Source organism: Oceanobacillus chungangensis (genome assembly GCF_003369565.1).
Classification (GTDB): domain Bacteria; phylum Bacillota; class Bacilli; order Bacillales; family Amphibacillaceae; genus Oceanobacillus; species Oceanobacillus chungangensis.
In genome coordinates this window covers 309,903-327,549 of record NZ_PIOD01000005.1, presented here as the reverse complement: position 1 = coordinate 327,549, position 17,647 = coordinate 309,903, and the positions used below count along the sequence as shown (strand labels likewise).

General features: G+C 35.4%; 15 protein-coding genes. 2 read left to right on the top strand and 13 right to left on the bottom strand.

What is annotated here, in order from left to right; translation table 11 throughout:
• Positions 1 to 7: 7 nt before the first annotated feature.
• Positions 8 to 1,357: an ABC transporter substrate-binding protein gene (locus CWR45_RS05265; RefSeq protein WP_115748749.1), complete on the bottom strand. Its 1,350-nt coding sequence runs from the start codon at positions 1,355 to 1,357 to the stop codon at positions 8 to 10.
• Between the two features lie 842 nt (positions 1,358 to 2,199).
• On the opposite strand from CWR45_RS05265, the gene CWR45_RS05260 reads away from it, so the two are divergent.
• Positions 2,200 to 3,093 carry a 2-hydroxy-3-oxopropionate reductase gene (locus CWR45_RS05260; RefSeq protein WP_115748748.1) on the top strand — a complete coding sequence of 298 codons (894 nt, stop codon included), beginning with the start codon at positions 2,200 to 2,202 and terminating at the stop codon, positions 3,091 to 3,093.
• Between the two features lie 120 nt (positions 3,094 to 3,213).
• On the opposite strand, the gene dhaL is transcribed toward CWR45_RS05260, so the two are convergent.
• The 8 genes from dhaL to CWR45_RS05220 all read right to left on the bottom strand — a co-directional run bounded on the left by dhaL (position 3,214) and on the right by CWR45_RS05220 (position 11,768).
• A complete protein-coding gene (gene dhaL / locus CWR45_RS05255; protein WP_115748747.1) occupies positions 3,214 to 3,864 on the bottom strand; it encodes a dihydroxyacetone kinase subunit DhaL in 651 nt (216 codons plus the stop codon).
• A 12-nt stretch (positions 3,865 to 3,876) separates the two neighbouring features.
• The gene (locus CWR45_RS05250) at positions 3,877 to 4,878 is read right to left on the bottom strand and encodes a dihydroxyacetone kinase subunit DhaK (protein WP_115748746.1); all 1,002 of its coding nucleotides are present in this window, start codon (positions 4,876 to 4,878) and stop codon (positions 3,877 to 3,879) included.
• A gap of 111 nt (positions 4,879 to 4,989) precedes the next feature.
• Positions 4,990 to 5,811, bottom strand: coding sequence for a sugar phosphate isomerase/epimerase family protein (locus CWR45_RS05245; RefSeq protein WP_115748745.1), 822 nt, complete (start codon positions 5,809 to 5,811; stop codon positions 4,990 to 4,992).
• Between the two features lie 54 nt (positions 5,812 to 5,865).
• Complete coding sequence (locus tag CWR45_RS05240; RefSeq protein WP_115748744.1) at positions 5,866 to 6,696, bottom strand: carbohydrate ABC transporter permease; 831 nt, start codon at positions 6,694 to 6,696, stop codon at positions 5,866 to 5,868.
• The gene (locus CWR45_RS05235; protein ID WP_115748743.1) at positions 6,693 to 7,616 is read right to left on the bottom strand and encodes a carbohydrate ABC transporter permease; all 924 of its coding nucleotides are present in this window, start codon (positions 7,614 to 7,616) and stop codon (positions 6,693 to 6,695) included. Before CWR45_RS05235 ends, CWR45_RS05240 begins: the two co-directional genes overlap by 4 nt.
• 77 nt (positions 7,617 to 7,693) lie before the next feature.
• Positions 7,694 to 8,986 (bottom strand): ABC transporter substrate-binding protein, encoded by a 1,293-nt coding sequence (locus tag CWR45_RS05230; protein ID WP_115748742.1) that lies wholly within the window; start codon positions 8,984 to 8,986, stop codon positions 7,694 to 7,696.
• A 192-nt stretch (positions 8,987 to 9,178) separates the two neighbouring features.
• The gene (locus CWR45_RS05225) at positions 9,179 to 10,750 is read right to left on the bottom strand and encodes a glycoside hydrolase family 43 protein (protein ID WP_115748741.1); all 1,572 of its coding nucleotides are present in this window, start codon (positions 10,748 to 10,750) and stop codon (positions 9,179 to 9,181) included.
• A gap of 256 nt (positions 10,751 to 11,006) precedes the next feature.
• Complete coding sequence (locus CWR45_RS05220; protein ID WP_115748976.1) at positions 11,007 to 11,768, bottom strand: DeoR/GlpR family DNA-binding transcription regulator; 762 nt, start codon at positions 11,766 to 11,768, stop codon at positions 11,007 to 11,009.
• A gap of 254 nt (positions 11,769 to 12,022) precedes the next feature.
• On the opposite strand from CWR45_RS05220, the gene rpiB reads away from it, so the two are divergent.
• Positions 12,023 to 12,511: a ribose 5-phosphate isomerase B gene (gene rpiB, locus CWR45_RS05215; protein WP_115748740.1), complete on the top strand. Its 489-nt coding sequence runs from the start codon at positions 12,023 to 12,025 to the stop codon at positions 12,509 to 12,511.
• Between the two features lie 456 nt (positions 12,512 to 12,967).
• Here the strand turns inward: rpiB and CWR45_RS05210 are convergent, their stop codons facing one another.
• The 4 genes from CWR45_RS05210 to CWR45_RS05195 form a co-directional block, all read right to left on the bottom strand.
• On the bottom strand, positions 12,968 to 13,951 hold the full coding sequence (locus CWR45_RS05210; RefSeq protein ID WP_115748739.1) for an aldo/keto reductase: 984 nt from the start codon (positions 13,949 to 13,951) through the stop codon (positions 12,968 to 12,970).
• A gap of 408 nt (positions 13,952 to 14,359) precedes the next feature.
• Positions 14,360 to 15,487: a Gfo/Idh/MocA family protein gene (locus CWR45_RS05205; protein ID WP_115748975.1), complete on the bottom strand. Its 1,128-nt coding sequence runs from the start codon at positions 15,485 to 15,487 to the stop codon at positions 14,360 to 14,362.
• A 23-nt stretch (positions 15,488 to 15,510) separates the two neighbouring features.
• Positions 15,511 to 16,479, bottom strand: coding sequence for a sugar phosphate isomerase/epimerase family protein (locus CWR45_RS05200; protein WP_115748738.1), 969 nt, complete (start codon positions 16,477 to 16,479; stop codon positions 15,511 to 15,513).
• A 64-nt stretch (positions 16,480 to 16,543) separates the two neighbouring features.
• Entirely contained in the window at positions 16,544 to 17,623 is a 1,080-nt protein-coding gene (locus CWR45_RS05195) for a Gfo/Idh/MocA family protein (RefSeq protein WP_115748737.1), read from the bottom strand.
• Positions 17,624 to 17,647 lie beyond the last annotated feature (24 nt).

The window sequence follows — 17,647 nt, the reverse complement described above, 5'->3', positions numbered from 1 at the left end:
TTATCGATTAATTGGCACTCTTCATTTTTTGTCTTATAGTATCAGCAGATTGTTTTAAAGCCTCTTCTGGTGTTTGATTTCCTTCTCTTAGCACACTGTGCATGATATTGGAATCAATCTCCGACAAGACATCTGGTGTATTTTCTGATAGATTTATACCAGTAACATCATCTTTAATGCTTAGTAAGATATCAAATATATCATCATGGAAGTACTCATAAAATACGTTATCTTCTCTTACTTCTGGGGTATCCCATACATCCCACCGTGGAGGGTCAAACCCAAGTTCTGTCCATAAATGGATATTTCCCTCTTTAGATAGTTTTGCGTAATATAGGAATTCTTTAGCCAAATCTACGTGCTCAGATTGACTTATTACTGCAGTACCTGTCCCACCCATTCCAACAGATTTAGTATCTGAACCCGCTGCTAGCGGCATTGGACGGATTTGCATTTTTCCTTTTAAGTCAGGCATATATTCTACAAAATCTTTCATGTAAAACATTGGTATTACAATGGAAGCTTGTCCACCATTATTCATAAAACCATAAAATTCTTCTGAATGGTTCCCCCCGCCAGGTGTGACTTCAGCAATTTTATGTTCATTAACTAAGGAATTAATGAATTCTAGTGTTTCAACATTCTCTTCATTATCAAGAGTTAGTTCACCGTTTTCATCAAAGAAGTCTGATCCTCTTTGAGTAACATATGGCCAAATACCATACCAATTAGTTGGTATCGTCGTCATTGGTTTATCAGTAACTTCAACAACTTGTTTACCAGCTTCTATATAATCATCCCAAGTTTCAATAGAGTCGATGTCAACACCAGCTTCATCCATAATTTCCTGATTATAATATACTACTGTAGCACCTACGTGTGTTGGAGCGCCGTAGTATGTACCATCTTTAGCATATATATTTAATCTATCTTCTACAAAGTTCTCTATTTCTGGTTCAATTAAATCATTTAGGGATTCTAATTGGATATCGCCTTTTAAGAAGTTAGGGAATTTGGCAAGTTCAATATCTGCCAAATCCGGTGCACCACTTCCAGATTGTAATGCTAACAATAAATTATTGTGCATTTGATCAAAAGGATATGTTTCAATGGATAATTTAATTGCCTTGTCAGGATTTTCCGTATTCCATCTTTCAGCAGCGCTTGCATAGAAATCAGCATGTGTCCCAGCAAAGGTCCAAAATGATAATTCCGTTGCATCTTCTAAATCCTCTCCAGCAATTGTAGATTCGCCACCATCCCCTGAATTAGTAGATTCAGAGTCAGCGTCTCCACTACATGCACCCAATATTAAAAGCATAAAAACTAGTGTACCAAATAAGGTAAGCCTTTTCATTTTTATTCCCCCTTAATAATATTTTGATAGGATATACAAAACTTTCAAGCCCATTCCTTCTAAACCGTTCACCTCTTTCGCAAAAGATTCAGCTATGAAACCGATTGAAACATTCCGTTGTTGACAACGCTTACAACAGATACCCTCTTAAAGAGGAGAATAAATCTTGTACGAATGAGATGTGGTTATTCAATATTAAATATCAATTCATACGTATAAGTATATTATAAATTATGCTAATCTTCTTTGCAATATATTTTAGGTACTTTGTCCAATAATAATAAAAATTTTCTGTCTACATATTTTTTTACCATTGTACCCATTTTTTCTTATGTATCTCCCGCTCTACGAATTTTTGAAGGGAATATATAGTCAGATATAAAAGTAGTAATATTAATAAAAAATATATAACAATGATACATTGGAACTCGTACGTTCAAGTTCAGTAGAATTATTTTATTTAGTAGTGATGGATGAAAATAAAATACAATATCGCAGCAGATTCAATTGGTCAAAAAAATTTCCTCTTTATTTCTAATGTCTATTAATATTTTTCAAGGTTGGATACCTTTATCAGATATAGCACATTCAATTCCACTCCTATCTAGGAGATCATACAATTTATCAGGCAATAACTCTAAATAAAAAATAGGTACGATGAGCTCTACCTGCATATATCTGCATTTTTAAGTTGGCACCGGTTTTCACTACTTTTTGTTACTTTTGTTATCAATTACTGTCAAAAATTTTTATTTATTTTTGAAATTCAATAGAAAGCTATATACATTTTTTTCATATTGTTATAAAATAGTAGTGAAAACACTTACATGGAGGGGTTACGCATGAAAGTAGGGTTTATTGGTCTAGGAATTATGGGCAAACCAATGGCAAGACATATAATTCACGCAGGCTATGAAACATATCTATTAGATTTAAATAAAGAGGCAGTTCGTGAGCTTACTGCATTGGGTGGACATGCTTGCGACTCTAATGTAGAAGTAGCAGAAAAATGTGATGTAATTTTCACCATGCTACCTGCTGCGAAACATGTAGAACAGGTATTATTTAATGATGATGGTCTTGCTAAAAATGGCAAACCAGGCACTGTGATTATTGATATGAGTTCAGTTTCACCTGAGGATTCGAAGTTTTTTGCTAAAAGATTACAAGAATACGGGATGCACTGTATAGATGCACCTGTTAGTGGTGGAGAACCGATGGCTGTTGAAGGTAAACTGTCTATCATGGCTGGTGGAGATGAGGAGCAATTTAACCGTGTGTTACCATTATTTGAAGCAATGGGAGAAAATATTGTTCATGTTGGGACAAACGGTGCTGGTTCAACAACTAAGCTTGCTAACCAAATCATTGTTAGCATTCATCTTGCCGCATTATCAGAAGCAAGTGTATTTGCAAGTAAATCAGGTATTGATTTAAACAAAATGTACGAAGCAATTCACGGTGGTTTAGCTGGTAGTGCAGTAATGGAAGCAAAAATGCCATTAATTATTGATAGAAACTTCGATCCAGGTGGACGAATGGAAATCAACTTTAAAGATTTGAATAATATTCAATCGTCTGCAAATGCTATAGGTATGCCACTTCCCATTACTAGTATGGTTAAGGAAATCTTTAGCTCAGAGATTGCTAACGGAAATGCGAAGAAGGATCATTCCTTTATTATTAATTATTTTGAAAGAATAGCTAATCATCAAACACCAAAGGGTGGTAAGTAAAAAACCTTGTAGAGCTAAGTAGATGAAAAAATCTACTTAGCTCTTATATTAATAATAAATCAAAAAAATAAAGCTTGTAAAAAGGCAGATTAACCTTTGAACAAGCTTTTTCGTATTCGTTTATTTTACTGATTCTACCTCTAAGACCTTTTGGAACGTTTCGATGATTAGATACGCAGATGTAGCTCCAGGATCTTGAACACCTAATGACCGCTCTCCTAAACGACTAGATCGCCCAATCTTCGAGATTAGATCTTTGGTAGATTCCATTCCCCTTTCCCCAGCCTGGACCGCTTCACTAAATGCAGCAAGAATATCTTGTGATTCTGCAAATTTTGCTTCTAGTTTTTTTGCAAAGGGATCTAGCGTGTCAACAATGGTCTTATCACCAACTTGTGCCTTTCCTCTCTCTTTCACACCGTTAACAAATGCTACCCAGAATTCAGCAATATCTGAGTCGGTTAGTTCTGTTTTATTTTTAAGTACTTTTGCTCCTTTAATAAATCCAGTTGCATATAATGGACCAACTGAAGAGCCAACTGCATTTAAAAATGTCATTCCAACAACAGAGCTAATTTTCCCACAATCCGTCTCATCCAATAACTCTGTATCAAGTTTTTCATTTACACTTTGCCAGCCAATAGACATCGTAACCCCATGGTCTCCGTCTCCTAGCTTACGGTCAAGTTCACAGAGGTAATCTTTTTCATTTTCAATAACTTCTGTTACCTGTTTAAAATAATTCAGATATTCTCTCGCACTTAAACTCATCATATATCCCCCTTATTTTTGTACGAACATAGGACAATCTACTGGATGATCAATTAGTTTCTTCAATTCATCATCTACTTTGGTAAGTGTTATTGAGCAGCCACCCATTTCTAGTGAAGTAATATAATCTCCAACATATGAGCGATAAATATGAATCCCTTTTTCCTTTAAGACTTGCTCCACTCTTCTATACATAATATATAGTTCCAAACGTGGCGTTGACCCTAGGCCATTTACTAAAACAGCTACTTCATCGTCTTTATTAAGTGGCATATCGGCAAAGATATGTTTTAACAGTTCATCAGCAATGTTATCAGCCTTATCCATTGGAACTTTTTTAATTCCAGGTTCTCCATGATGCCCTAAACCAAGTTCCATTTCATTATCACCAATTTCAAAGCTAGGTTCGCCTGTTTGCGGCAATGAACATGGGGTTAAACCAACACCCATAGATCTTGTAAATTCATTTGTTTTTCTAGCAATTCTTGCAACTTCCCCCAAATTGTATCCTTGATCTGCTGCAGCCCCTGCCGTTTTAAATACAAAAAACTCTCCAGCGATTCCTCGTCGCTTCTCTTTTTCTTCTATCGGAGCTGAGGCTACATCGTCCGTTGTTAATACCATTTCTACATGGATATCTTCCATATCTGCCAAATCAGCAGCCATACCAAAATTCATAACATCACCAGCATAATTCCCGTAAAGATATACAACTCCAGCACCTTTATCGATTGCCTTGGTTACTTCTAAAATTGGTGCTGGTGGCGGAGAAGCAAAAATATTGCCTACAGCAACACCATCTGCCATTCCATCTCCTACATACCCTAAGAAGCCAGGTTCATGACCAGATCCGCCTCCAATTAGTATTCCTACTTTGTTATCAGTAGTTTTTCTTGCTGTAACTAGTGATCTATCATTTTCCTCTAAACGTTTAATATATGTTGGATGTGCTTTAACATATCCATCTATCATTTCTTCAACAACATTATTGGGATTATTTATTAGTTTTTTCAATCGTTACACTCCTCTTTTAATAGTTATATAGGATAGAATGGAAGCTATAATTCTCAGTTGTTTATAGCGTTATGTTCAGTTCCTCTACTAATGAAGACTACCTGTTCTAGTCTAGTCTCCATTAACTATCGGCATTAACCTTTCACTTACATACTCACTAATTTCAATAATAACTTTCTCTGTTTGAGTTTGGGCTTCTGGAGTTTCCTCTTCAACCATTATCCAACCTTCGTAACCACCATCTTTAAGAACCTGTACACATCCTGCAAAATCGATGTCACCTTCGCCCATTTTCTTCCATTCACAGCCTACGGATGCATCTTTAAAGTGTACATGCTTAATCAAAGGTAGATAATCCTTAATTATCTGAACTGGATCCATTCCACCAAACATAATGTGACCAACATCAGGTGTATATCCCATGTATCTTGGATCTAAGCCTTCAAGAAGTACTTCATAATCCTCTTTGAATCTAAAATACGAAGTTTTATAGGAAATAGGATGAATCGATGTAATGATTCCATTCTCAAATGCCCGTTTCCCTAGTTTATTTGCACCTGCTATGATTTCTTTTTGACGTTGTAGTAAATTGTCACGATTTGGTCCGATTCTTGAAGGTACATTTAGTTTTGCACCTGGGAATTTTTTTAAGTAATTTATATAGAAATCGGTTAATTCCCTCTCCTTAGGAGATTCCTCACCACCTAAGAAATTCATTGGTAAAGTTAATGCTGCTAATTCTAGACCTCTCTTATCTAGTTCTTCTTTAAATCTTTCCGGTTGACTTTTATATTTACCTAATAAAGCAACCTGCATATCAAGCCCTTTAAATCCTGCTTTATTTATTGTACTCATCACTTGATCTTGAATATCTGCTTCAATATCATAATCCAATACCCATGTTGATCCTTGACATCCAAATTTTATTGTCATTGTATTTTCCTCCTTTGTTTAGAAAAATGATGTACATAAATTTAGATAAGCCCTTTACCCTTTAACCGATCCACTTGTTAATCCTTTAACTACTTTCTCTTGAGCAAGAATAAAGATTAATATTACTGGAACACTACTGAGCGTTAATGCGGCCATTATTCCTGGTACATTTACAGAGAACTCTCCATAGAATTTTTGAAGTCCAATTGGTAAGGTCATGTTTCCTTTATCTTGGATAAGCACTAATGCAAAGACAAATTCATTCCAAATGTGTACAAAGTTATAAATTACAACGGTAGATATAGCTGGCTTAATATTAGGGAGTATTACCTTAGAAAATATCTTCCAGTGACCTGCTCCATCCATCTTGGCCGCTTCTTCAAGTTCTACTGGTATATCAGACATAAATTGTGTCATAATAAAAATTGAAATTGGTAAGGCAAAAGCCACATATGGTCCTAATAAAGCAAATAATGTATCGTAAAATCCTAGTTCATTTGACATCATGAAAATTGGAATTAAGGACGCGTGAACAGGTATCATCATTCCAACTAAGAAAAGAACGAAAAGTGGACGATTCAATCTGAATTTCATTCTACTTAATGGATAACTAGCAAGCGCCGAAACAAATACAACAATTGCAACTGACGCAACGGTAATAATGATACTGTTTATGAAGTATGTATGTAATCCCATCTCAAAAACAGATGCAAACTGATCTAACGTTAAAGAGCCTGAAATGATAGAAAATGGATTATCGAAAAATTCCCCCATTGTCTTAAATGATGTGGAAACCATATAGAGAAATGGATAACCTGAAAAAACGAGTAACATGGCTGCAAAAATATATAGGGATGTTTTTTGAATTAGATTACCAGGTCTCATTTTAATCCACTCCTTTTCTGCCGATTGTTATCTGTGAATAAAATAATAACTGTGCTAAGCAGTGCTAAGATAAACATCATGGAGGCTATTGTACTACCGTAGCCCATATTAAAATTAATAAAGCTTTGCCTATACATATATGTCCCTAAGATTTCGGTTGCGCTTCCTGAACCTCCACCCAACATAATGAAAAACATATCGAATGTTTTAAGCGAACCAACTACTGCTAATATAGAAGAGCTTACAATCGTAGGCATTAATGATGGGAGTGTAATATAGAAAAATTGCTGAATTCCATTTGCCCCATCAATTTCAGCTGCTTCATATTGCTCTTCAGGAATACCAACCAGTGATGCTTTAAACAGAATCATATAAAAAGGTGCGAATTGCCAAACAAGTACAATTAACACAGCAATAATTGCCATATTACTTGAAGCCAACCAGTGTACAGATTCAATACCAAATATATTTAAAAATTGGTTGATTGGTCCTTTTACAGGGTCATACATGAATACCCATAACAAACCGATAGCAACTGAAGACATTAAATAAGGTAAGAAATAAATAACATTTAATACTTTCTTTCCTCTAATTTTACTTAGTAGAACTATTGCCATAATTAGCCCAAACGGAACTTGTACAAAAACAGAAACTAATACTAGATATAAGTTATTTTTCAATGCAGTCCAGAAAGTTGAATCTGATAATAATGTTGTGAAATTCTCAAGACCTATGAACACTTTATCTCCCATTCCATTCCAGTCATATAAACTGTAATTAAATGTTGCTAAGATTGGATAGAGAATAAACGCCAAATATACAAGTAAGGATGGTAAGAGAAAAAGTAATATAGTAAGAGACTTATTTCTTGTTCGCTTCTTTTGTTCTTCTAATAAGATCATATCGTTATTTATTGCCATTATGTAACACTTCCCTTACAACAATTTGTTTGAAGTAGGAGAAAGCTCTTTAATAGAGCCTTCTCAATATAAAACTTTTACTCCCCAAATATCTTCTTAGCTTCTGCCTCCATTGATTCAGCAGCTTCTTCTGGTGTCACTTCCAAACCAAACAAGTCAAACGTTGTATTCTTATGAAGTTCTCCTAATTCCGGGGGTAACGTTTGATCATAAGGAAACTGGATAGAATTTGCTTTGTTAATCCATTCTGTAAAGATACTTACATATTCATCTTTTAGTTCTACACCTTTAACTGCAACAGGCGTACTAGATTTATCAACATAACCTTGTGCAGTTTCTACGCTAGTTAATTCATCTATAAGTTCAACTGCCAGCTCTGATTGATCAGTCTCTTCATATATAGACCAAACCGGAGATACACCTGCACTTATATTAGATGGGTCACCATTACCCTCTTCTATTACTGGGAATCCGAATACGCCCATTTTTTCTTCAAATTCTGGAAATTCTTCACGTACATTATTTACAAATCCTGAAGTCATAAGCATCATTGCAGCTTCACCAGTGTACATTAATTGTCTACCTTGTCCTGAATCATATGGAATACCATTAAATCCAGGGTTAAATGCATCTCTTTCAACTAAATCTTGAATGTACTCGCCTGCCTGGACATATGCATCATCATCAAAACCTCCACCAGTTCTACGATATGCTGATTGGAAAACATCTTCTCCACCTAAACGATCTGCAAAATACATTAAGTAAAAAGCACCTGGCCATTTTGGTTGATTTGCTAAAGCAAGTGGATAAACGTCATTTTCTTTTAATACATCAACAACGTTAAGAAATTCATCATATGTCTCTGGAACTTCTAAATTATGTTCCGCAAAAATCTCTTTATTGTAATAGAATGAATAAGTCGCAATACCTAAAGGCAAACCATACACTTTGTCATCAAAAGTTGAGTTTTTAACCGCTACATCTATAAAGCGATCATAATCGATATCTTCATTCGTTAAATCTTTGATTTTATTAGAATCAACAAATTCTTCTAACCATCCACCGCCCCAACTTGCAAATACATCCGGAGGGTTTCCACCAGACATAGCTACAACAACGCGTTGTTTATAATCATCATTTGGAATTTGTAGTACATTAACTTTTACATTTTCATGTTTCTCTTCAAAGCGATCTACAGCTTCTTGATATACTTCCATCCTTGCACCTGGGTCAAAATGCCATAAATCTAAAACAATCTCCCCATCAGATGATGCATTATCGCCACCAGATGATGCATCATCTCCTTCATCACAAGCTGCCAATAGGAACAACACAAACAAACTAATTAATAACATATATAATTTTCTCATTTCATTCACCCTTTCAATTTTGTTCATTTACATTAGACCAATACGGTTTTAGATAACTTTTCTTCGAATACTCAGACTTTTGTATCTATAAGTAAAACGCTAAAATATAGGTAACTTAGTTTATCTAATGACTGTACTAAGTTTAGATATATTGTTAGCATATCATACATTTTAGTCCTTACAGAGAAGGGTCTATTCAGTGATCTCCTTGTAATTAAAATACGCAAAATCAGCATGCTTGTTTTGGCCACTTAAATCCTGTGCACACATACCTACGAATGTACCTGTAAATCGAATATAATCTGCATCATCATCGGAAAGATGGCTAATATCTATTTTATCTCCTACCTGTATCCAACTTTCGCCATCCATTGAATAGGAAAAATTCAACCATTGGTCCTTAATATGTGCTTTTAAATGATGCAATGACTGTCCTAGTAATGCTATGTCATCAGAGAGTAGTTCATCATAATTCCCATATTTTGATTCGATAATCCCTAAACATATGCCTTTGTCTTCATCATGTGTTACCCTCAGGTACACATAATCATCAGTATCATAATAAACAATTAAACCAGCCATTTGTTGGAAACTATCAGGTTGATAATCTAGTGATGTTTCTATCTCAACGTCAAAACTCTCTAGTCTCCTCGCTATTAAACTTTGATGATGTAACGAGCTCATTGATTCTTGCCCCTTCAATCGAAGATAACCTCTGCGCTCCGTTAGGGAAACCCAGTCCTCAGAAAATGGCCTTCTTAAGGAATTCCAGTACTTCTTGAATGAATCAGTATCAAAGTGATCGTCATTGCTTTCCATTTCCAATACGACAGGTTCTAAGTCTGGTGCTTGGACAATAACTTTTGGTTCATCTCCACCTTCGACCCTCAACCATCCATCGTCTGTCCAATAACATTTTTGAATAGCCGTTTCTCTCCCTAATATGCACTTACCGTCTACAACAGGTCTTCCGCATAAATGAGCAATGTACCATTCACCATTTTGTGTTTCTACTAAACTAGCATGTCCGGCTTTTTGTAATTCGTTATGCTCTTTGGATGTAAGAATTGGATTTTCCGGACCTACTTCATAAGGACCAACAATTGATTTTGAACGAGCCACTGTAACAGCATGACCGTATTTTGTTCCACCTTCAGCAACCATTAAATAATACATGTTGTCTTTTTTGTATATATGGGGCGCCTCTAAACTTCCAAGTTCTGTACCAGAAAATATATTTGTTATTGGACCAACTAATTTTTTCTCTTCTAATGAGAACTGTTGTAAAACGATACCCGAGAATGAATTTTTCCCTTTTCTATGATCCCAACGCATGTTAACGAACCATTTTTTACCATCTTCATCATGAAAAAGTGATGGATCAAATCCACTGCTATTTAAGTAAATCGGATCTGACCATGGACCTTCAATGTTCTCTGCGATAGATACATAATTATGGGTGTCCTTGAATGCACCTTTTCTAGATTTTACATCTGTATATATTAAGTAATATAAGCCATTATCATAGCTTAGGCATGGAGCCCATACGCCACCGGAATTTATATTTCCAATCATATCGAGTTGAGATTTTCTTGTTAAAGGATTTGTGAGTAACTTCCAATGAACCATATCTTTAGAATGGTAGATTTGAACTCCTGGAAACCATTCAAAGGTTGATGTTGCAATATAATAATCACCGCCAACCCTTAATATGGATGGATCAGGGTGAAAGCCCGGTAAAATGGGATTATTAATTTCAGCCATGTAATCGCTCCCTTTATTATGATTTGATAGTTTTTAACTTTAGAGATAACGCTTTCAATGTTTCAATAAAAAATTACACATTTCCGGATTAAGTTAGTTCATCTGTCGGATTAACTATAATAATAATACCTAGCATAATTTATGTCAACAAAAAAAAACAAAAAATGATACTATTCGAAAACAAAGGAAAATATGTATAGATAGAAGTTCCTACATACTATGTTTAAAGTAAGTTTTCACTTTCTATCTATTTCGACTAATATATTACCTTTATTTGATATAATGCTAAATTCTCTAACATTTCGGTAGACAAGTTTTGATCCGTTATAATTGTATCAATTTGTCTTGTTTCAGCAAATGAAGCGATTGAGCTATTACCTATTTTGGTATGATCAAGAAGTGCTACCACTTTACTTGCTTTCTCAACCATTAGTCTCTTTAAATCTACTTCATAGACATTAAAGTCAGTAAGTCCTTCTTCTACAGTAAACCCACTTGCTGATGTAAACATAATATCAATATTAATTTTGTCTAAAATTGCTTTGCCTAGATGACCTTCTAATGCCATGGATCCCATTCTCACAATACCACCTAGTAAAATTACATTAAGTTTAGGATTTTCCTTTAATTCAATAGCCGTTCGAAGACCATTTGTAACAACAGTCAATTTTATATCCATATCTTTCAAATTCCGCGCTAACTCTAGTGCTGTAGTGCTCGCATCCAATAAAATACTATTCTTATCTTCAATAAGTGTTATTGCCTTTTTTGTTATTGACTTTTTATTTTCTACATTCTTTAAAGCTCTTTCCGAAAAAAGGTTTTGTCGGTTGTCGTTATTATTAAGTACTGCCCCCCCATGTGTTCTGGTTAATAAACCTTCCTCTTCCATCAAATTTAGATCTGTACGTAATGTGGCTTCTGATACACTAAGTGATTTAGCTAACTCTTTAACAGTTAAGCGTTTTTCTTCCTGCAATAGTTTTAAAATTAAATTTCTACGCTCCTCAGCAAACATTTTCTTCAAAATATCACCTTCTATCCAATTTAAAATACAAACTCTTATTATTTTCCTTTATCATATCATGAAGATAACCGAAAGTAAAAAAAAGAATAAGAAAATATAATTAACATTTAATATTTAACCCATTGTATTATAGCAATAAAACTAATCTTTTTTATATAAATGAAAATAAATGAAGGTATATGTTGATAAAAACAAAAAAATACAATAAGATAAAAGAGTATAAAAAAATTGGAGGTGGATTATATATGAAACTCGCAATCGGTTGTGATCATAATGCATTTGAATTAAAAGAGATTATTAAGGAATTTCTTAATAGTACAGAACATACGGTGGTTGACTTCGGCTGTCACTCTCTTAATGAAGTAGATTATCCAGATGTAGCATTCGAGGTTTCCAAAGCAATTAGTGAAGGAAATGCTGACCGTGGGATTCTTATTTGCGGTACAGGTATTGGTGTATGTATTGCAGCGAACAAATATCCAGGCATCCGTGCTGCACTAGCGCATGATGTATATTCTGCAGAACGTGCCCAATTAAGTAATAATGCACAAATAATTACCTTAGGATCCCAAATAGTCGGACCAGAAGTTGCTAAGAAGGTAGTTCAAGCCTACTTAAGCGTTGAATGGAAAGAGGGTTCTAAAAGAAAAGTAGATAAGATTATTGAAAAAGAATCAATATTTTTAGCTGATGATTATAAAAAATCTTCATATGCCGGTGGTCATTGTGATTAAGATGAGACACTTAAAGGATGAATTAACATCCGCTTAACTCCCATCACTGCCATTATTTTATGTAAATGTTCCGTTCGTTTCATCTCCTTTTAAGTTTATACATGAAGAAGCACTGGCAACTTTTAGTGAGACTAATTCGTTCATGAAATAAAAGAAAGCGCATACTTAAAATATCGACACATTCCTATTACATAATGACGAAGGTAGAATATATTTCGTAAACATGTTTTAGGATCGCCGCGGGGGCATCATAATTTTCATGTATACTAATGCAGGAGTATAGTGTTGAACAACAAAAAATAATTGGCAAAAAGAAATTGGTTTCAATAGAGATGTGGTCTCAAGATACATCGGGAGAAATCTTATAAACCAAATGAATATAAATAGAAATGAAAATGATTTCATTCCATATTTGGACTGGAATCATTTTCATTTACTAAATATTGCCATTGCTGATTAATATGCTCCACGAATATACGGATGTATTTCTTCTTTATAAAAGATACTCAATCTTTTTAATTCCTCATCCGTATAGTCTCGGACAGACAATGCTCCTATATTATCTTCTGCCTGTTTTACGTTTCGGAATCCTGGGATTACACTTGTTACTGCTTTTTGATTAAGAATCCATTTAAGTGCAGCTCTTGTCATATTTCCTCTACCTTCTGCAATCCATTCAAGCTGTTTACTAAGTTCAACACCTTTTTTAAATTCAAGTCCGGCAAATGTTTCACCAACATTAAATGCCTGACCATCTCTATTAAAATTACGATGATCGTCCTGGTCAAATGTCGTGTTTTCATTAAACTTCCCTGTTAGTAATCCACTCGCTAAAGGCACCCTAGCAAGCACCCCTACTCCTTTATTCATCGCCTCAGGAAATAATTTTTCTAAAGGCTTTTGGCGAAAAATATTAAAAATTACTTGTAGCGAACTAGCATTGGAATTATCAAGAACATACAAGCCTTCTTCTACTGTTTCAACACTAACACCATAATAACGAATTTTTCCCTCTTCTTTAATTCTCTCTAGTACTTCAAAGACGCTTCCATCCTGTAAAATTTCTAATGGTGGACAGTGAATCTGATACAAATCAATTGTATCTCGGTTCAATCGCTTCAAACTGTTCTCACAATATTCTTTGACACTTTTCATTGAATAGTTATTCGGATCATGGATATCACCAGATCGGCAAAATTTGGTTGCAATATGAATATCTGCTTCCTTCCCTTTCGTTGCTTTCGCTAGTAATTCTTCTGCATGACCATTTCCATAAACATCCGCTGTATCAAAGAAATTCACACCCACATCCATTGCGTGCTCTAGACCATATAAAGCATCGGTATCATTCGATTTCCCCCAGTCACCACCAATGGCCCATGTCCCAAAGCTTAATTCGCTAATCGTTAGGTCTGTTTTACCCAGCTGATTGTATTTCATAAATGTTCCTCCTCCATTCCGAATAGATCACTTAATGCGACGAACTGATAGCCAAGAGCCTAAGTTCAGGGATAAGTATAAGAACTGCCTCTATTGTTTCTGAGCGGTCTCCGTAGCTATCATGATAGATGAAAATACTACCATTTATTATTTACTTTCGTTACTGCGATACGATATGATTCACTCCAGGTTATTCCTAATCATAAAGAAGGTAGCTGCCATTTTGGCTGACTAAGAATTTCTACAATGCTAGTCCCTAATCAACTCCGATTATATATTTCATAGTAAGCACTTCTTAACAATTACTCTCCCGCATACGATGTCCTGTCTATCTTTGTTACCTATTCGTTTATTCCTTCATGCCAATGACCATCAGTTTCAGCTAAATATCTATTCTATAAAAACTTTTTATACGTTTACCCACTGCTTAGACTCAGCAGATTTCTCAACAGCCACTAATACTTTTTGGTTTTTTAAGCCGTCTTCAAAATTTGGTGACGGTTGATAGTTATTTGCAATTCCATTAAGAAATTCATGTACCAAATGAATAAATGTATGCTCATAACCAATGATGTGCCCAGCTGGCCAGTATGCACCTGCATATGGATGAAATTCTTCTGTACAATTAATTAATCTAAACCCTTGTAATCCTGGTTCATCATCATGAAAATAGACCTCGAGATTATTCATATTTTCCATGTCCCAGCGAACAGAACCTTTTTCACCGTTAATTTCAAATTTATTTTTATTCCGGTTTCCACCTGCAAATCGAGTTGCTTCAAATGTACCAAGTGCTCCATTTTCAAATCTGGCTAAAAACGCGGTAGCGTCATCAACTGTAACTTCTCCTAAAGTACTATTATCCGATACAGCACTAAGTCCCTCCGTCATTTCCCCTACTGGTCGTTCTTTGATGAAAGTTTCCATCATAGATACTACTTCTTTGAACTCCCCAACTAAAAACCGCGCTAAGTCTATACTATGTGCTCCGATGTCACCAAGAACCCCAGAACCTGATACATCCTTTTTTAAACGCCAGACAAGAGGGAACTGTGGATCCATAATAAAATCTTGTAAATAGTTTGCTCGGAAATGATAGATTTTTCCTAGTCTTCCTTGATCAATTAATTTTTTAGTGAACTGAACTGCTGGAGAAAAACGATAGTTGTGACAAATCATATGGGTAACCTTATTTTTTTGAACAGCTTCATACATTTGCTGCGCTTCATCCAATGTTAGAGCAAGGGGTTTTTCTGTTATAATATTTTTTCCTGCCTCAGCCGCTGCTATGGCTATTTCTGCATGTGTATGATTTGGGGTAACAATATCAATAACATCAATATCTTCACGTTCAATTAAACGGCGCCAATCGGTTTCGTACGATTCCCATCCAAATCTTTCTGCTGCTTTCTTTACAGCCGATTCATTTCGCCCTGAAATTGCTTTTTGTACCGGTTTTATACCTGTATCAAAGAAAAAGGGCAAATCACGATATGCGTGGCTGTGTGCTTTTCCCATAAATTGATAGCCAACCATACCAATTCTAATTTCTTTTTGATTTACGCCCACCATATTTCACCGACCCTTTCTTTTATTAATATATTCTTCAGCAAAGTTGCACCTTTTTGAAATCCTTCTTCAACTGACATAAGACTATCTTCATGTTCGATACTAATTGTGCCTTCATAGCCAACTAGCTGCAGTGTACTAATAATCTTGCGCCAAGTTTCTTCGGCATGACCATATCCGACCGTGCGGAATATCCAGGATCGATTTAGTTCATCACTATAAGGTTTTGTATCGAGCACACCATTTGTTGCAGTATTTTGTACGTCAATTGCCGTATCCTTAGCATGAAAATGATATAATGCACCATGTTTGGCAATTTCTTTTATACTAGCGACTGGATCTATGTTCTGCCAGAAAAAATGGCTTGGGTCAAAATTAACTCCAATATTATCTCCACATTCTTTCCGAAGACGTATTGCTGTTTCGTTATTATAGACATTAAATCCTGGATGTGGCTCTATCGCTACTCGAACACCATGTTCAGCTAGAAATTTACTTTGATTCGTCCAGTAAGGGATAACTTTCTCTTTCCATTGCCATTCCAATACTTCTGTGTGGTCCTCTGGCCATGGGCATGTTACCCAAACAGGAAAACGGGAATGTATCGATTCACCAGGACAACCCGAAAACGTAATTACCGTATCCACCTCAAGTTTTTCAGCTAAACGTACTGTGTTCTGAAATTGTTCATGATGCTTTTGGGAAATTTCTTTATTTGGGTGAAGGGGATTCCCATGGCAACTTAAAGCACTTATTTTCAATCCTCGTTCATCAATGGCCTTTTTAAAACTTTCTCGTTTGTTTTCATTGGTTAGCAGTTCTTTAGGATCACAATACGAATCCCCAGGATAGCCACCTGTTCCAATTTCTATTGATTCTAGCCCCATTTCAGCAATAACATCCAATGCTTCCTCAAATTTTTTATCTCCAAATAAAACAGCAAAAACACCTAATTTCATTCATAACCTCTCCTTCTCTATTTTTAAAAATTATTGATTGAATAATTCATCAACTTACCATTCATTAAACCAGTGGAAGAGGTCTAGGTTGTTCGCATGTACTAACTGGCTCATAATGTTTGTTTGCTTCAGATGCATCTTGGAAACCGTGCATAACATCTAAAACGTGAAATGCAAGTTCACCATTTGCTCTAGGTGTTTCACCCCTTAAAATGGAATAAGCCATATCGGCTACACCTAATCCTCTACTATTATCCGTATATCCGTATGTTAAAGGTATTTCAGACCAGCTATTCTGATCATAACGTCTTAAAAAAACGGGTCCTCCGAATCTGTTAGGATCGGGTACAACTAAACTTCCCTTTGTACCATAAATTTCAATATTGGGTAAATGATGATACCAAGTATCAAAACTTGTAATGATGGAAGCCACTGCACCACTTTCAAAATCAAGCACACCATTGATTTGCGTCGGTGTGTTCACTTGAATTTTCTCACCATACTTAGGTTGACTTGTGATAGTCCTTTCTGGAAAAGTAATATTGGCTGACCCTGTTACACGCTTAATAGAACCCATTAATGTGATCAGCGCTGTAAGATAGTATGGTCCCATGTCAAACATAGGTCCACCGCCTTCTTGATAATAAAAGTTAGGATTTGGATGCCAACTTTCATGACCGTGGTTCATCATGAATGCGGTTGCAGAAACTGGGTCACCAATCCAACCATCATCGATCAATTTCCTACAAGTTTGTATGCCACCACCCAAAAACGTGTCTGGGGCACAACCAACAAGTAACCCCTTTGCCTTTGCAGCTTCTAATATTTTCTTACCTTCTTCTCGAGTAACCGCAAGTGGTTTTTCTCCATAGACATGTTTCCCTGCTTCAAGAGCTGCTAAATCAATCTTCGCATGTACTGCGGGTGTTGTAAGATTAATTACGAGATCAATCTCTGAATCTGCTAGCAGCTCTTCCGTGTTACAAGCTTTTGGGATATCAAATTCTTCTGACCTTTGTTTTGCGAGATTAATATCTATATCAGCACAGGCTACAATATCAAATGATTCAAATCTTTTACTATTTTTAAAATATATTTCACTTATATTTCCGCAACCTACAACTCCTGCTTTTATTTTTTTCATTACACCCATCCTATTCTTGTTTCA

Bases quoted from the DNA above. Each gene is read 5' to 3' on its own strand.
- CWR45_RS05265 (WP_115748749.1), bottom strand. From the start codon at position 1,357: ATGAAAAGGCTTACCTTATTTGGTACACTAGTTTTTATGCTTTTAATA.
- CWR45_RS05260 (WP_115748748.1), top strand. From the start codon at position 2,200: ATGAAAGTAGGGTTTATTGGTCTAGGAATTATGGGCAAACCAATGGCA.
- dhaL (WP_115748747.1), bottom strand. From the start codon at position 3,864: ATGAGTTTAAGTGCGAGAGAATATCTGAATTATTTTAAACAGGTAACA.
- CWR45_RS05245 (WP_115748745.1), bottom strand. From the start codon at position 5,811: ATGACAATAAAATTTGGATGTCAAGGATCAACATGGGTATTGGATTAT.
- CWR45_RS05240 (WP_115748744.1), bottom strand. From the start codon at position 6,696: ATGAGACCTGGTAATCTAATTCAAAAAACATCCCTATATATTTTTGCA.
- CWR45_RS05235 (WP_115748743.1), bottom strand. From the start codon at position 7,616: ATGGCAATAAATAACGATATGATCTTATTAGAAGAACAAAAGAAGCGA.
- CWR45_RS05230 (WP_115748742.1), bottom strand. From the start codon at position 8,986: ATGAGAAAATTATATATGTTATTAATTAGTTTGTTTGTGTTGTTCCTA.
- CWR45_RS05225 (WP_115748741.1), bottom strand. From the start codon at position 10,750: ATGGCTGAAATTAATAATCCCATTTTACCGGGCTTTCACCCTGATCCA.
- CWR45_RS05220 (WP_115748976.1), bottom strand. From the start codon at position 11,768: ATGTTTGCTGAGGAGCGTAGAAATTTAATTTTAAAACTATTGCAGGAA.
- rpiB (WP_115748740.1), top strand. From the start codon at position 12,023: ATGAAACTCGCAATCGGTTGTGATCATAATGCATTTGAATTAAAAGAG.
- CWR45_RS05210 (WP_115748739.1), bottom strand. From the start codon at position 13,951: ATGAAATACAATCAGCTGGGTAAAACAGACCTAACGATTAGCGAATTA.
- CWR45_RS05205 (WP_115748975.1), bottom strand. From the start codon at position 15,487: ATGGTTGGCTATCAATTTATGGGAAAAGCACACAGCCACGCATATCGT.
- CWR45_RS05200 (WP_115748738.1), bottom strand. From the start codon at position 16,479: ATGAAATTAGGTGTTTTTGCTGTTTTATTTGGAGATAAAAAATTTGAG.
- CWR45_RS05195 (WP_115748737.1), bottom strand. From the start codon at position 17,623: ATGAAAAAAATAAAAGCAGGAGTTGTAGGTTGCGGAAATATAAGTGAA.